Source organism: Pseudomonas sp. BSw22131 (assembly GCF_026810445.1).
Lineage (GTDB): Bacteria > Pseudomonadota > Gammaproteobacteria > Pseudomonadales > Pseudomonadaceae > Aquipseudomonas > Aquipseudomonas huanghezhanensis.
In genome coordinates, this window is the sequence record NZ_CP113949.1 from 1,917,580 (window position 1) to 1,930,429 (window position 12,850).

Genomic DNA, 12,850 nt, shown 5'->3' on the forward strand with positions numbered 1-12,850 from the left:
GAGAGGGTGATATTGGAACGCTGATGCGCCAAATCTGGAAGTCCTTTCGAGCGCTGTATTTCGCCTCGCTGATGATGTTGATCGGCTCGGGCCTGTTGAGTACTTACCTGGCCCTGCGCCTGGCAGCCGATCAGGTGGACGGCCTGTGGGTCGGTGCGCTGATGGCTGCGAACTACATCGGTCTGGCCCTGGGCGGCAAGATCGGTCACCGGCTGATCGGCCGGGTCGGTCACATCCGGGCGTATGCCACCTGCGCCGGCATCGTCGGCGCGGCGGTGTTGGGCCACGGTTTGATCGATTACCTGCCTGCGTGGATCTTCCTGCGGATGATTGTCGGTCTGGGGATGATGTGCCAGTACATGGTGATCGAAAGCTGGCTCAACGAGCAGGCATCACCCAAACAACGCGGTCTGGTATTCAGCGCCTACATGATTGCCTCGTATCTCGGGCTGGTGCTGGGGCAGTTGATTCTGGTGATCCATCCGCAGCTGGGCCTCGAACTGCTGATGCTGGTGGCGCTGTGTTTCACCTTGTGCCTGGTGCCGGTCGCGATGACCCGCAGCATTCACCCCGCGCCGATGCACCCTGCGCCGCTGGAGCCGGCGTTTTTTATGCGTCGGGTGCCGCAGTCGTTGACCACGGTGTTCAGCGCCGGTTTGATCATCGGTTCGTTTTACGGGCTGGCGCCGTTGTATGCCGCCCAGCAGGGCCTGACCACAGAGCACGTCGGCTTGTTCATGGGCTTTTGTATCGGTGCGGGTTTGCTGGTGCAGTGGCCTTTGGGCTGGCTCTCGGATCGCTATGATCGGCCCCGGCTGATTCGCGGTGTGGCGGGGCTGTTGGTGCTGGCATCGCTGCCGCTGGCTATTTTCCCCGATGTGCCGATCCAGGTGCTGTTTTCGGTAGGGTTCGCGGCGTCGCTCTTGCAGTTTTCGCTGTATCCGCTGGCCGTGGCGTTTTCAAACGACCACGTCGAAGCCGAGCGCCGGGTCTCCTTGACCGCGATGTTGTTGATGACTTACGGCGTGGGCGCCAGTATCGGGCCACTGGCGTCGGGCGTGCTGATGAAGATGTTCGGCAGCAATATGCTGTATGCCTTCGTCTGTTTTACGGCATTGATTCTGACACTGAGTATTCGTCCGAAAGCGGTTACCAACCTGCATCAGGTCGAAGACGCTCCGCTGCACCACATTGCGATGCCGGACAGCATGTCCAGTTCGCCGTTGGTGGTGGCGCTCGATCCGCGGGTCGATGAGCAAGTGGTCCAGGACCAGATGCAGACCACAACTGACCCTGCGCCCGAGCCTGAGGCGCAGCCCGATCCAGAGCCGCCGCTGGACACTGACTACATGGCGCCTGCTACCTCGGAAGAGGCAAGCACCGAGCCACAGCCAGCCCGGCCGAATCCGGCGAACGGTGTGACGAATGACGTGGGGATTGATCGACCGATGTGATGCGCATGCACGCGAATACGTTAGGCGGTCGTGATCAGATGGGCCGCCTCGCCAACAAGCTCGCGCCTACAGAGCCGTCTTCCCAGCTGGAGTGGTGGAAGATCTGTAGGAGCGAATTCATTCGCGAGGCGGTGGGGTTGGAATCAGAAGTCGTCGTCTTTGTCGAAGCGGCGTGCTTCACGTTGCAACTGGTAAACGAAACGTTCGACCTGACGCTGCACCAGCCCGCTCATGTTGTGAAAGCGTACGCCGGCGAAGGTGGTGTTGATGCGCTCTTCGAAATGCAGATACCGCAACTCGACCGGGGCGGTCATGTTGCCGAAGGGCAGGCCGGCGACGAAGCGCTCGTACACCTGACCCAATTGCACACGTTCGGACACATCGCCCTCAAAGCGCAGCTTGCAGCCGGTCGCCGAGATATCCAGCAATTTGCCTTTGAGCGGAGATTTGAGCTTGTCGCCGCCAATCTCGATGTTCACCAGAGAGGCCAGCTTCAGTGCGGCGCGAAACGCGTTGCGACGCTGGTGATACACCACTTCCAGCGGCAGAGGCCCGCGATAGCTGCGCGGATCGTCTATCACCGTCAACTGAGCCTTGCACTCCCAGGCGATGCGCACACCATCATGGAAGCCTTCGACCCTGAATGGTTCGCCCGCAGCCAGAAAGCGCTCGCCGTCTCGGGGGATCATTTCATCGAAGGTTATCGATCCATCACGATCAATGTCGGTGATATAGCTCTGGAAACGCTGGCTGCGCTCGTGAAAGGTAATGATCAGCGGATCATGGCTTTCAAGCAGCAGACGCAGGTTGGCGGCGATTTCCAAAGGGGTTGTCATTACCTTCGGGGGCTGCGGAACGTCGTCCGCGCTTGAGGCATTCACGGGTAATCCATCTCCAGGCAAAATACGACAGCGTGTAGCTCGCAGCATTTTGCCAGCATGCTTCACGCCTTGATACAGGAACTTACACCTGGCTAAGCGGACGTGGCCGTGCTTTTCCGGAGGTCGAGCCGCGGCTGTCATATAGCGTAGGGGTGTCGCCGCCGTTCAGTATGGATAGCTGGTTATTGGTCTTGATTTGCTGCAACTGGATCAGCGTGCCGTTTTCTTCGTTGGCCGCCTTGCAGTCGTTCATCAGGGCAGTCAGTTCATCGCCGGCTTTGAGCAACTCGGCACCGACCGATGAATGTCGCGCTACCTCTTCCAATCCGTTGCGATTGGTCGGCAGGCCGAGGCTTGCCAGTAGCTGACTGCGTCGACGGCCATGCTGGTCAAGAACGATCACCAACGCCTGTTTCTGCGCGAGGATGCGTTCCATTTCGAGCATGTCGCGTCCGTGCAGCGCAATGGACTCGGCTTGCAGCAGCTCAAGCAGGTGCTGAGCTGGTGCAATGTCATCAGTGATCAGTTGAAGCAAAGTAGTGTCTTGCATCGCATGCTCTGGGATTTAAGCGTCCAGAAGCCCCGGCGCGGGCTTAGCGCTGGGCTTCGAAATTAAGCAGCTTGCTGGCAACGCGGTTGCTGTCGACCGTGTAGCTGCCATCTGCGACTGCCGCTTTCAATTCGGCCACACGGGCAGAGTTGACGGTAGGCTGATCGCGCAGCGAATCAGTGATCTTCTGCAACTGTTGAGCTTCACTGCTCAGATGTACTGCCTCACCACTGCTCACACTCGGGGAACTGCTCACCGGGGTTGTTGCTTCGGTCTTTGCAGTTTCTTTGGTGGCGGCAGTACGTGTGGTACCACCCACGGCAGTGGAGCTATTCAAACGACTAAAGTCGATAACCATGATTGAAAACCTCTGGGTTCTTGGACGCTTGCCTTGGTTTCGGCTAAACCCGGAATAACTTTAGGGCCCGTGCGAAATCAGTCACAGGTGGACTTCGCACAGCGCGCATGGGTTCCCAGTCTAGAAAAAGCGCAGGCACAGCGCCAGAGGTCATCGCATCACATGGGCACCTCCACCTGCCCGGGAGCGGTGATATTGGCTTTGATTACGCGCTTGGAATTGAGGTTGCGCACCCGTATTTGCTCGTTAAAACCGCCATCCGATAACGCCTCGCCGGGCATGCGCACGCTCATGGAGCCGCTGCGGGCAATGATCACGACCTCATCGCCCTTGCGGACCATTTCCGGCTGAGCGAGGTGAACCGGGGTCAGAATTTGATCGATGACCGTTGGTCGGACAATTTTTTGTCCCACCGCCTGATCGAGCGAATCCAGAAAGCCTTGTCCCAACAGGCCTACGTCTCGCTCGCGCAGGGCAACATCGCCGTCAGTGACAATTGCATCACGTTTCATGGGGCGTACGACTGTGACGACGTTGCGATATAGATGTACCTGCGCGGGCACAAACACCGTCCATGGAGAGCTGCCTTCACAGCGCACGCGCACGGTGACGCGACCAATTGGCGTTGGGCTTTCCAGTGATGCCGTCAAATCCTTGTCGCATTGGGGCATGCGCAGACGCGGATCAAGTTGCCTCACTTCAATCTCGTAACGTCCGGCGGTCTGACTGGTCGCCAAATAGTCTTCAACAGTGAATTCAAGAAAGCCCTGGGTGACGCCGATAAGCTGTTCAGGCAACGTGACATTGTCTGCGTGACTGACGTTAGCAGTGCTCAACAGGCACAACGCGGCCGTCGCGCAGAGTAAGCTGCGGGTCATAGAGGTCAAGCGTCGAAATACTGTCGTTGGTCTTTTCATGACAAGGTGAATAGCAAGGCCCGTGCCGCTTGCCGACAGGTGATGGGTAATTGGTCGTTTTGGGAGGGAGTGGGACATGGCTGGTGTTATGGATTCAGTGAACCAGCGCACTCAACTGGTTGGGCAGAACCGCCTTGAATTGCTGCTGTTCCGTCTGGAAGGCAAGCAGTTGTATGGGATCAACGTGTTCAAGGTAAAGGAGGTGCTTCAGTGCCCAAAACTTACCCACTTGCCCAGGTCCAGTCCGATCGTGCGCGGCATCGCCAATATTCGCGGGGGGACTATTCCCATCCTCGACCTGGCGTTGGCAACGGGTTCGAAAGCTTTAGAGAACATTGATAATGCCTTCGTGATCATCACGGAGTACAACACCAAGATTCAGGGTTTTCTGGTGCACTCTGTCGAGCGCATCGTCAACATGAACTGGGAAGACATTCATCCGCCACCCCGGGGTACCGGCCGCGACCACTACCTCACGGCGGTGACGCGGATCGATAATCAGTTGGTCGAGATCATCGACGTCGAGAAGATCCTCGCGGAAGTGGCGCCGGTTTCCGAGAATATCTCGGCCGGAGTGGTTAACGCCGAGGTTCAGCACAAAGCGTTGTCGCTCAAAGTGCTGACCGTGGACGACTCTTCGGTGGCTCGCAAGCAAGTGACTCGCTGTCTGCAAACCGTGGGTGTTGAAGTCACCGCGTTGAATGATGGTCGCCAGGCACTTGAATTCCTGCGCAAACTGGTCGAGGAGGGCAAGAAACCCGAAGAAGAGTTTCTGATGATGATTTCCGACATCGAGATGCCGGAAATGGACGGCTACACGCTGACTGCCGAGATCCGCAGTGATCCGCGCATGCAGAAGTTGCACATCGTTTTGCATACTTCTTTGTCCGGCGTTTTTAACCAGGCGATGGTCAAGAAGGTGGGTGCTGATGATTTTCTGGCCAAGTTCCGGCCGGACGACCTGGCGGCCAGGGTCGTAGATCGAATCAACGCGGCAGACATTAGCTAGACAAACCAGAGGCGTCGCCTCTGGTAGTTCACGAATTTTGAGAGGCGGCATGTCTACAGGTAATTTGGATTTTGAACAGTTCCGGGTCTTCCTGGAAAAAGCCTGTGGCATTTTGCTGGGTGAGAATAAGCAATACCTGGTGTCCAGCCGCCTCAACAAGCTGATGGAGCAGCAGGGTCTCAAGTCGTTGGGTGACTTGATCCAGCGTATTCAGACCCAGCCCCGCAGTGGCTTGCGCGAGCAGGTGGTAGATGCCATGACCACCAACGAGACGTTGTGGTTTCGCGACACTTACCCCTTTGAGGTGCTCAAGAACAAGGTGTTGCCTGAGCAACTCAAAGCGAGTCCGGGCCTGCGACCACGCATCTGGTCGGCGGCCTGTTCGTCCGGGCAGGAACCGTTTTCGTTGTCGATGTCGTTCGACGAGTTTGAGCGCAGCAATCCCGGGCAGTTGAAGGGCGGGGCGCAAATCGTTGCAACGGATCTGTCGGGGAGCGTGCTTAATACGTGTAAGACCGGCGAGTACGACAGCCTGGCCATTGGCCGGGGGTTGTCGCCGGAGCGGCTTCAGCGTTATTTCGATCAGAAGACGCCCGGTCGCTGGACGATCAAGACGCCGATCAAGAGTCGCGTCGAGTTTCGCTCGTTCAACCTGCTGGACAGCTACGCTGCGCTGGGCAAGTTCGATATCGTATTCTGTCGCAACGTGTTGATTTATTTTTCAGCTGAGGTGAAGAAGGACATTCTGTTGCGTATTCACGGGACGCTTAAGCCAGGTGGCTATTTGTTTCTCGGTGCATCGGAGGCGTTGAACGGGCTGCCGGAGCACTATCGGATGGTGCAGTGCAGTCCGGGGATTATTTACCAGGCGAAGTAGGTTGTCGTTTTGAAACAAGAACCCTGCCTTGGCGGGGTTTTTTTATGGGGCTGTTCTGGGATTGGCGGTTTGGTGAATAGCCGTATTCGCACATTGTTGTCCTAATCAGAGCCAAATCCTGTAGGCGCGAATTTATTCGAGAGAGGCCGGTGTGGCTGGCGCTTTCTTTGTGCGCTAGCCAACGCATCTTGGCTATCTGACGTTTTGATTATTGGGTGTATATCCGTTAACTCGGGCGTGGCTTAGATCGGCTTCGCTCTTACAGCGAGTCACTTTTGCCAAACGCCGCAAAAGTAACCAAAAGGTCTTGCTCCCGTGTCCGGCCCGACTTCGTCGGTTTCCCTCACTCCGGCATTGCTCCGGAGACACGCCGCCATCGGCCATCCATGCCGCGCTGCCCCCTGCGCAACGCCTGCGCTCGGCCTCCCAAAGTCGCACTTTGCGGTGTATCCAAAACGCCGGCACGACACATAACCTGTAGGAGCGAATTCATTCGCGAGAGGCTGGAGGGGTCGCCACAAACATAGAAGCCCAAACCTCAAGCCCAAGCTAACGGGCTTCGCTCTTGATCTTCACCCACGCCAGCCCAAACACCACAAATCGCGACTTGGGTGCAGGCCGAACGCAGGTGATGCGCAGTGGGATGCCCGGCAAGCGCCGTCAGGACATGGATGTCCGTTCGGCGGGTGCCCACGGTGTATCGCCGGAGTGAGGGAACCCGACAAAGGAGGGCCAAACCGGGAGCAAGACCTTTTGGTTACTTTTGGCTGGGCCGGCTTCCGGGCCGTTTGCCAAAAGTGACTCGCTGTAAAAGCGAAACCCATATCAGCATCACCCGAGATAACGGATATACACACGATAAGCACCGAGTCATGCCGCTGAGCCGCATTGTCTAGCGCTCAGAAACAGCAGCGCCCAAACAGGCCTCTCGCGAATGAATTCGCTCCTACAAGTTGTGCGTCCAGCCTCAACCGGGCATCCGCCACTCAGCCCCGGCCTCAATCGCAAAAAAACGATCCACCGGCAACCCACCGGCAAAAAAACGGCACCTTGCTTGCCGTTTGCCTCCCTATTAGCGGAAATCACTTGCCGCTTTTCTGTCATGAACCCGCCGCACCTGCCCCAAACCCCCGTAAAACAACACTTCCGGAAAGTGGCACGCCACTTGCTATGTCTCAATCAAGAAAATCTGGTCAACCGGTAAAGGTTTCCCGACATGAGCATCAGCTTTGAAAACGCATTGGGCATCCACGAGAAAGCGCTGAACTTCCGCGCCCAACGTGCAGAAGTGCTGGCCAACAACATCACCAACGCCGACACGCCTAATTACAAGGCACGTGACCTGGACTTCTCCAAAGTCCTGGCAGCGGAAAATGAAAAGTCCACCAAGGGCAGCTTCGCGCTCAACACCACCAACAGCCACCACATCGAAGCGGCTGGCATGGGCAATGAAGACGGTTCGCTGCTCTACCGCACCCCGTCGCAGCCATCGTTGGACCAGAACACCGTGGATACTCAGGTCGAGAACGCCAACTACGCCGAAAACGCCATCGGTTTCCAGGCGAGCTTCACATTGCTCAACAGTAAGTTCAAAGGGCTGGTATCAGCCATTCGCGGAGAGTAAGCCATGTCTCTATCCAGTGTTTTCAACATCGCCGGTAGTGGCATGAGTGCCCAGAACACTCGCCTCAATACCATCGCCAGTAACATCGCCAACGCCGAAACGGTCGCCTCCAGCATGGACCAGACCTACCGCGCCCGGCACCCGGTGTTCGCCACCGTGTTTCAGGGCCAGGAATCCGGCGGCAGCGGGTCGCTGTTCGAAGACCAGGGCGCAGCCGGTTCGGGCGTGCAGGTGTCAGGCATCGTCGAAGACGCCTCCAACCTGGAAGCGCGCTACGAGCCCAACCACCCGGCCGCTGACAAGAACGGCTACGTGTACTACCCGAATGTCAACGTGGTGAATGAGATGGCTGACATGATCTCGGCCAGTCGTTCGTTCCAGACCAACGCGGAAATCATGAACACCGCCAAGACAATGATGCAAAAGGTCCTGACCCTGGGTCAGTGATAAGGGACGCACCCGATGACAACTTCAATCGATAGCAGCACCGCGACAAGCCAATACCTGAAGTCGCTGCAGAAAACCGGCACCACCACCACCGGTGATTCCACAACGGGCGCCAGCAGCCTGGGCAAGGATTCTTTCCTGCAGTTGCTGGTCACCCAGATGCAGAACCAGAACCCGCTCGATCCACAGGACAACAGCGAGTTCGTGGCCCAGCTGGCGCAGTTCAGCAGCCTCGAAACCATGCAGAACCTGGGTACCTCGGTGGATGCGATTGGCGGCATGTATCAATCGTCGCAAGCGCTCCAGGCCTCGTCTCTGGTTGGCAGCTCAGTGATTGTCGACGTAGGTTCGACTTCCGTTGACACCACCAAGGGTCTGACCGGCACCGTCGTCGTGCCGTCTGCGACCACGCAAACCTCGGTCAAGGTGTACGACGCTGACGGCAACATTGTGCGCACCCTCGATCTGGGCGAGCAGGCAAAGGCCAGCAGCCTTAAATTTACATGGGACGGGACGGATGAATCCGGCAGCGCCCTGCCTTCAGGCACTTACAGCTTCAAAGCGGATGGCAGCATCGGAGGCACCAGCACATCGCTGGCGACGTATCTGCCAGCCACGGTCAACAGCGTCACGATGGGCACCGCTAGCACTGGGATGACCCTCAACCTGGCCGATGGCACCAGTATCCTTATGAACAAAGTTAAACAAATCGGAATATAGAGCCGATTAACGGCGCAGGAGTTTGAAACATGTCTTTCAATATCGGCCTTACAGGGCTCTATGCAGCGAATAAAAGTCTCGACGTGGCCGGCAATAACATTGCCAACGTGGCGACTGTGGGCTTCAAATCTTCCCGTGCGGAGTTTGCAGACCAATATTCAAATTCGATTCGTGGCACTTCTGGCAGTTCAAATGTCGGCAGCGGTGTATATACGTCGACTGTTTCGCAGCAGTTTACCCAAGGCGCCCTGACCACTGGCACTGGCCGTGACCTGGACCTTGCGATCAACGGCAACGGCTTCTTCATGATGAGCAACAACGGCGAGAAACTTTATACCCGCGCCGGCAGTTTCCACACTGATTCGGCGGGATACGTCGTCGATAACAGCGGCAATAACTTGCAGGGCTACAGCCTCGACGGCAGCGGCAACGTGGCCGCCGGCGTATTGACAGACCTGCGCGTGGACTCTTCGAACATGGCGGCGAAGGCCACCAGTACCATGAAAATCGAGTCGAACCTGGATTCGACGAAGCCGATCATTACCGCCGCATTCGATCCCAACGACGTGACCACCTACACCACGCCGTTGCACACGCCGATCTACGACAGCCAGGGCAATTCACACACTCTGGACCAATATTTTGCGAAGACGGGGACCAATTCCTGGACCATGTACTCGCTGATCGACGGCCGTAATATCTCCAATCCGGGCACCACACCGGTTGTTCCCGATCAGACGACTATCACATTCGACTCATACGGCAAGCTGGTGACGACCCCGGCTCCAACCTCGACGCCCAACGTGGGCATCAACGCTGACGGTACATATCAGATCCAGAACTGGACGCCTGCGACCAGCACCACTGTCGGTTCGACCACTACCTGGACCTCCAACGGCGCTGTCGGCAACACCGGTGGCATCAAGCTGGACATGCTGGCAACCACCCAGAACAATGCAACGTCGGGCGCATCGGCCAAGAGTCAGAACGGCAATGCCGTGGGCCAGATCAGCGCCATGAACGTCGATTCGAGTGGCAATCTGTTTGCCACCTACACCAACGGTCAATCCAAGGTGATCGGTCAGGTGTCGCTGACCTCGTTCGCCAACGTCCAGGGCCTGGCTCCAGCGGGCGGCACCGCATGGCGCGAAACGTTTGCTTCGGGTGTCCCAGTCAGCGGTTCGCCGCAAACCGGTACGCTGGGCAACCTGACCGGGTCTGCACTGGAAGAGTCCAACGTGGACCTGACCGGCGAGCTGGTTAACCTGATCAAGGCACAAAGTAACTATCAGGCGAACGCGAAAACCATTTCGACTCAAAGCACCATTATGCAAACCACTATTCAGATGACCTGATAACGGTCGCTGTCCTGCGGTGAATAAAAGCCTCTTTGCGAAGAGGCTTTTTTTTACCTTTTATTTAGTGCGGTACAGCATGGCGTTATTTACTTAATCCCCGCAGAAAATATATAGAGACGTCCCACTGCATAACTAGAAAATTCCTACTTTCGATACTGCGAGAATAAAAACGCGACTACATGACTTCGCTCGGTAATTGACGGGCAAGGCATATTTCGCGACACCAATCCGCTTATCAATGGAAGTGTCGTCTCCGACGGCTCGGGAGTGTTCATGTCTTTCAATATTGCAGTGGCCGGTTTAAAGGCTTCTCATAAACGGCTTGAAGTGGCAGGTAACAATATCGCCAACGTGGGGACGGCGGGTTTCAAATCGTCGCGAGCAGAGTTTTCAGCGGTCTATGCATCTACCCATCTGGGCGGCGGCGCCGCGACAGGCAGTGGTGTGCGGCTGGCCAATGTTTCGCAGAACTTCAGTGCCGGCAGTATATTGACCGGTGCGGAGCGCCAGCTTGATATGCGCATTCAGGGCAAGGGTTTTTTTGTCATGAGCGATGGCGGTTCGCTGAGCTACAGCCGGGCAGGTGCCTTCCAGAAGGATGCCAATGATTTTGTCGTCGATAGCCATGGCAGCCGCTTGCAGGGCTACGGCGTCAACGCCAAGGGTGAGGTGGTCAGCGGCATGCGCACAGACCTGATGATCGGGTCCGCCAACCTGTCGCCCAAGGCCACGAGCGAGATAGGGCAAACCATCAATCTCGACGCCTCGGCCGCGTCACTCGCCGCGCTGCCAGTGTTCAGCCCTGACGACCCCGGCACCTACACCCGCGTTCATGTGCAGACTATTCAGGACGCCGGGATGCCGGCAGTCAAAGAGGTCAAGGGTAAGGACGCCAGCGGCAACGAGGTGATCATTACGCACGCCCGCGCCGCCATTCCACCTCGGGACCATGAGCTCAAGCACTACGTTGTGAAGGCCGACGACGCGCAATGGACGTCTTATGTGTTGATCGATGGCGTTAATCCGTTTGATCCGTCAAGCCGCTCGCCGCTGCAAATGGGCCTGACCACATCCCCGGGCGGCCACCTGGTGCTGAGCGCTGCGAATGCTGCTGTCGACAAGGTGTCGGATACCGAGCTTTCACTGCGTAACTGGGTTCCCGCGCAGCAGGTCAATGGGAGCTGGAATGCCAGCGGCGCGGCTAATGCGGGCCCGGTTCCACTGGCGCTGATCGACGGCGCGACCCCGCTGCTCAATGACGCCGATGCATTGATGACGCGACCGGTGCCGCCGTTCGATCCCAACGATACAACCACTTTCACCAAGCGCTTTCCCAGCCCCATTTACGACAGCCTCGGCAACCGGCACGACCTGGATCAGTACTTCGTCAAAGAGGGAAGCAACAGCTGGACGCTGCACGTGTTGGTGAATGGGCGTAACCCTGCGGACCCGACCAGCACGACCCCAGTAACGGCAAGTGTGGTGTTCGATTCCAATGGCGCAGTGCAGTCGTTGACCGGTGGCGCCGGATTGAGCGCCAACAATGGAAAGTTGACGCTTGGCGGATGGCTGCCTGCCAGGCAAGGCGATGCCCACAGCGGTGGGCACTGGAAGCCCAATGGTGCGGCAGGCAACGTTGACGGTATTGCCATCGATCTCAACAAGCTCACTCAGCACAACGCCGAAACGGCCCGTCTGTCGCCGCAGATCGACGGACACGCAGCGGGGCATATCGTCGGTCTGACGATTGACGGCAGGGGCATCATGAGCGCCAGTTTCGACAACGGGCTGCACCGCCAGATTGGTCAGGTCATGCTCGCCAGCTTCGCCAATGAACAAGGGTTGCAGCCCACCAGCGATACGCGCTGGCGCGAGACTCACGACTCCGGCGTCGCCGAATACGATGGCGCGGGTACCGGATCGTTGGGAGCGGTGGTGTCGGGTTCGCTGGAAGGGTCGAACGTCCAGTTGACCGATGAGCTGGTGGAACTGATCCAGGCACAGACCTCGTATCAAGCCAACTCGAAAACCCTATCCACCGAAGCCGAATTGCTGCAAACCCTCATCCGCGCCACGTAATCACCCGGCCCCTCGCGAATGAATTCGCGGCTACAGAGTCAACGCCACCAGTCGGAGTCGTAATCGATTTCTGTAGGAGCCAACTTGTTGGCGAGACGGAATCAGCAAACCTGCATTAAGCCGCTTCAGTTCGAGCAATCGGACTTCACGTAAGGGCCGGCGATTCGGGTCCAGCCCTTGCCGGGGCTGGTCTGGGCGCAAAAGGTAGCGTCCTTGCCTTGCCATATCCAGTAATGCGCAGGCGCCGCCAAGGCCATAGCCGTGCAGGCGCTGAAGAGGAGGGCGATGGAGATGCGCAAGGGCATGTCGGTTTTCCGTTAACTGAAGGCTGGGTGCCGAGGTTGTTGCAAGGATCGCTCCGCAGGTGCAGTTTTTCTGGCGGCCAGGGAGGGGATTTTTGCTCAAAGCGGCGGTCTGCCGTCGCCCCGTTTATTTTTACGCTCGGGCCAGCGGCATGCAGGCCCGTAACCATTGGCAAATCAGTGCTTTGTATCAATCTGGAAAAACTGGTTCGATTATTGCTTTGTCCTCCTTAGAACAGCTACAGGCGGCAAGCGTCTGTCGAAGGAGGAAGAC

13 protein-coding genes are annotated in these 12,850 nt (G+C 57.5%); 8 read left to right on the forward strand and 5 right to left on the reverse strand.

Features of this window, described 5'->3' with window-relative positions; all coding sequences use genetic code 11:
* Positions 1-23: 23 nt before the first annotated feature.
* Positions 24-1,454 (forward strand): MFS transporter, encoded by a 1,431-nt coding sequence (locus OYW20_RS08560; RefSeq protein ID WP_328284814.1) that lies wholly within the window; start codon positions 24-26, stop codon positions 1,452-1,454.
* A gap of 143 nt (positions 1,455-1,597) precedes the next feature.
* Here OYW20_RS08560 and OYW20_RS08565 read toward each other — a convergent pair whose 3' ends face one another.
* The 4 genes from OYW20_RS08565 to flgA form a co-directional block, all read right to left on the reverse strand.
* Positions 1,598-2,335, reverse strand: coding sequence for a flagellar brake protein (locus OYW20_RS08565; protein WP_268800260.1), 738 nt, complete (start codon positions 2,333-2,335; stop codon positions 1,598-1,600).
* Between the two features lie 82 nt (positions 2,336-2,417).
* Positions 2,418-2,885 carry a flagella synthesis protein FlgN gene (locus OYW20_RS08570; protein ID WP_268800261.1) on the reverse strand — a complete coding sequence of 156 codons (468 nt, stop codon included), beginning with the start codon at positions 2,883-2,885 and terminating at the stop codon, positions 2,418-2,420.
* Positions 2,886-2,928: 43 nt separating this feature from the next.
* Positions 2,929-3,243: a flagellar biosynthesis anti-sigma factor FlgM gene (gene flgM, locus OYW20_RS08575; protein WP_268800262.1), complete on the reverse strand. Its 315-nt coding sequence runs from the start codon at positions 3,241-3,243 to the stop codon at positions 2,929-2,931.
* Positions 3,244-3,401: 158 nt separating this feature from the next.
* A complete protein-coding gene (gene flgA / locus OYW20_RS08580) occupies positions 3,402-4,160 on the reverse strand; it encodes a flagellar basal body P-ring formation chaperone FlgA (protein ID WP_268801084.1) in 759 nt (252 codons plus the stop codon).
* Between the two features lie 76 nt (positions 4,161-4,236).
* Between flgA and OYW20_RS08585 the strand changes: the two genes are divergently transcribed.
* From OYW20_RS08585 to OYW20_RS08615, 7 genes are all read left to right on the forward strand, one after another.
* Complete coding sequence (locus OYW20_RS08585) at positions 4,237-5,169, forward strand: chemotaxis protein CheV (RefSeq protein ID WP_268800263.1); 933 nt, start codon at positions 4,237-4,239, stop codon at positions 5,167-5,169.
* A gap of 49 nt (positions 5,170-5,218) precedes the next feature.
* Positions 5,219-6,046 (forward strand): protein-glutamate O-methyltransferase CheR, encoded by an 828-nt coding sequence (cheR, locus tag OYW20_RS08590; protein WP_268800264.1) that lies wholly within the window; start codon positions 5,219-5,221, stop codon positions 6,044-6,046.
* Between the two features lie 1,216 nt (positions 6,047-7,262).
* Entirely contained in the window at positions 7,263-7,670 is a 408-nt protein-coding gene (gene flgB / locus OYW20_RS08595) for a flagellar basal body rod protein FlgB (protein WP_268800265.1), read from the forward strand.
* 3 nt (positions 7,671-7,673) lie between these two features.
* A complete protein-coding gene (flgC, locus tag OYW20_RS08600; RefSeq protein ID WP_268800266.1) occupies positions 7,674-8,117 on the forward strand; it encodes a flagellar basal body rod protein FlgC in 444 nt (147 codons plus the stop codon).
* A gap of 15 nt (positions 8,118-8,132) precedes the next feature.
* Positions 8,133-8,837 (forward strand): flagellar hook assembly protein FlgD, encoded by a 705-nt coding sequence (locus OYW20_RS08605; protein ID WP_268800267.1) that lies wholly within the window; start codon positions 8,133-8,135, stop codon positions 8,835-8,837.
* Positions 8,838-8,866: 29 nt separating this feature from the next.
* Entirely contained in the window at positions 8,867-10,192 is a 1,326-nt protein-coding gene (gene flgE, locus OYW20_RS08610) for a flagellar hook protein FlgE (protein WP_268800268.1), read from the forward strand.
* A gap of 276 nt (positions 10,193-10,468) precedes the next feature.
* Positions 10,469-12,274, forward strand: a complete 1,806-nt coding sequence (locus OYW20_RS08615; protein WP_268800269.1) for a flagellar hook protein FlgE — start codon at positions 10,469-10,471, stop codon at positions 12,272-12,274.
* Between the two features lie 125 nt (positions 12,275-12,399).
* Here OYW20_RS08615 and OYW20_RS08620 read toward each other — a convergent pair whose 3' ends face one another.
* On the reverse strand, positions 12,400-12,579 hold the full coding sequence (locus tag OYW20_RS08620) for a hypothetical protein (RefSeq protein ID WP_268801255.1): 180 nt from the start codon (positions 12,577-12,579) through the stop codon (positions 12,400-12,402).
* Positions 12,580-12,850 lie beyond the last annotated feature (271 nt).

What these genes read in the sequence shown, in the direction of transcription:
- OYW20_RS08585 (WP_268800263.1), top strand. Translation starts at nt 4,237, where the DNA reads ATGGCTGGTGTTATGGATTCAGTGAACCAGCGCACTCAACTGGTTGGG.
- flgE (WP_268800268.1), top strand. Translation starts at nt 8,867, where the DNA reads ATGTCTTTCAATATCGGCCTTACAGGGCTCTATGCAGCGAATAAAAGT.
- OYW20_RS08570 (WP_268800261.1), bottom strand. Translation starts at nt 2,885, where the DNA reads ATGCAAGACACTACTTTGCTTCAACTGATCACTGATGACATTGCACCA.
- OYW20_RS08560 (WP_328284814.1), top strand. Translation starts at nt 24, where the DNA reads ATGCGCCAAATCTGGAAGTCCTTTCGAGCGCTGTATTTCGCCTCGCTG.
- flgA (WP_268801084.1), bottom strand. Translation starts at nt 4,160, where the DNA reads ATGAAAAGACCAACGACAGTATTTCGACGCTTGACCTCTATGACCCGC.
- OYW20_RS08615 (WP_268800269.1), top strand. Translation starts at nt 10,469, where the DNA reads ATGTCTTTCAATATTGCAGTGGCCGGTTTAAAGGCTTCTCATAAACGG.
- flgM (WP_268800262.1), bottom strand. Translation starts at nt 3,243, where the DNA reads ATGGTTATCGACTTTAGTCGTTTGAATAGCTCCACTGCCGTGGGTGGT.
- OYW20_RS08605 (WP_268800267.1), top strand. Translation starts at nt 8,133, where the DNA reads ATGACAACTTCAATCGATAGCAGCACCGCGACAAGCCAATACCTGAAG.
- flgB (WP_268800265.1), top strand. Translation starts at nt 7,263, where the DNA reads ATGAGCATCAGCTTTGAAAACGCATTGGGCATCCACGAGAAAGCGCTG.
- cheR (WP_268800264.1), top strand. Translation starts at nt 5,219, where the DNA reads ATGTCTACAGGTAATTTGGATTTTGAACAGTTCCGGGTCTTCCTGGAA.
- OYW20_RS08620 (WP_268801255.1), bottom strand. Translation starts at nt 12,579, where the DNA reads ATGCCCTTGCGCATCTCCATCGCCCTCCTCTTCAGCGCCTGCACGGCT.
- flgC (WP_268800266.1), top strand. Translation starts at nt 7,674, where the DNA reads ATGTCTCTATCCAGTGTTTTCAACATCGCCGGTAGTGGCATGAGTGCC.